Below are 1,658 nucleotides of genomic sequence, written 5' to 3' on the forward strand. Positions count from 1 at the left end.
CGGTAGTTGTCAACGAAGTTGTCGCGTCACTTCAAGCAGCTAACTTCGATATTTCAGGTGTAGCCCGTTCCGGGTTGAGCCACACCTCGTCCGTCAATTTCCAATTTCTTGTGGCGCCCGACCAGCGTTCTGGACAGCGCTGCTTTGCGGCTTCATAGACCTGTTCCCGGTGCCGCAGGATCGCATCGGCCAAGCCACCATGCCGCTGCGCTGGCGTCACGAATTTCAGCGCGCTATGCTTGTGCTGGTGGTTGTACCACTGCACGAACTGAAGCGTCCATGTCCTTGCCTGCTCCACGCTATCAAATGGCTTGCGCGGGTAGTTCGGCCGGTATTTGCAGGTCCTGAACAGCGACTCGGCGAACGGGTTGTCGTTGCTCACGCGCGGTCGGCTGAACGACGGCACGACGCCAAGCTTTTCCAGCGTGGCGAGCATCGTTGCACCTTTCATCGCGCTGCCGTTGTCAGAGTGCAGTACAACCTTGCGCCCCGCGAGCCCTTCGGCCAGGCTTGCCTTGCGCATCAGCAGCGCGGCCAGTTCGGCAGACTCGGCGACGTGCACTTCGTGGCCGACGATCTTCCGGCTGTACACGTCGAGCACCATGTACCAGTAGAAATACATGCCCTTCACCGCGGTCGGCAGCCACGTGATATCCCACGACCACAGGCGATTCGGCTCGGTGGCGCAGTGGCTCGTCACCACGCGGGTAGCGGGCTTCTTCGCGCGGCCCCGGTGATGCTGCTGCGCCGCCGTCTTCATGACGCGGTAAATAGTCGATTCCGACGCGAGGTATTCGCCACGGTCGACGAGCGTCGGCACGATCTGGCTCGGCGGCTGGCTCGCAAATTCCGGGCTGTTGACCAGGGCCAGGATCCGCGCGCGTTCCTCGTCGCTGAGCTTGTTGGCTGGCGCCGTGCGCCGTGCCCTTTTGCGTCCATCCTCCATACCCTTGGCGCCTTCGCGCGTCCAGCGCTGGTAAGTGCGCAGGCTGATGTCGAGTTCGGCGCAGGCGGCGGCACGGCGGCAACCGCTGTCGGCGGCTTCTTCAATCAAGGTCATCACCAACTGGCGATCTGGGGTGGCCGTCAGTCTTCCTCGGGATCCCCCCAGATCGCCTGGGCTTTTTTTCTGAGGATGATCAGCGCGGCCGCTTCGGCCAGCGCTTTCTCCTTGCGCAGCAGTTCCTTCTCGAGTTGCTTGATCCGCTTGCGGTCCGTCTTGCTCTGCTCGCGCTGGTCGCGCGTGCGTTCGACCGGATTTTCGTTTGCATCTTGGCAGGCCGTCCGCCATGCCGCTATCTGCTCGATGAACAGACCCTTGCGCCGACAGTATTCCGCCAGTTCTGCTTCGTTCAAGCCGGCCGTTTCCAGCACCACCCCGAACTTGTCTTTCGAGGACCATTCCTCGGCTTTCTTTCCATTCCCCGGCACTGGCACTCCCTGCGCTTGTAAATTTCGTCGCCAAGTATAGAGGGTCTGTTCCGAGATGCCATGCTCCCGGGCCAGTGCCGAAACCAGCTTGTTCGTCGGCGGCATCATTTGCCGCAGAATGGCTTCCTTGCGTTCAGCTGAGTAGCGCTTCACTATCTGTCTTTTGCTCCGCCCCCTCTATGATTTCAATAAATCAGATGACGCGACAACTATCCTGACACAGGGGG

General features: G+C 60.9%; 1 protein-coding gene. It reads right to left on the reverse strand.

From position 1 onward, the window contains the following. Nucleotides 1-31: 31 nt before the first annotated feature. A protein-coding gene (locus IXC47_RS19240; RefSeq protein ID WP_326838436.1) for an IS3 family transposase occupies nucleotides 32-1,584 on the reverse strand; the annotation gives its coding sequence in 2 pieces (ribosomal slippage) (nucleotides 32-1,122 and nucleotides 1,122-1,584; 1,554 coding nt in all). Between the last annotated feature and the right edge of the window lie 74 nt (nucleotides 1,585-1,658).

It is taken from the genome of Herminiimonas contaminans, from assembly GCF_015645465.1.
Lineage (GTDB): Bacteria > Pseudomonadota > Gammaproteobacteria > Burkholderiales > Burkholderiaceae_D > Oxalicibacterium > Oxalicibacterium contaminans.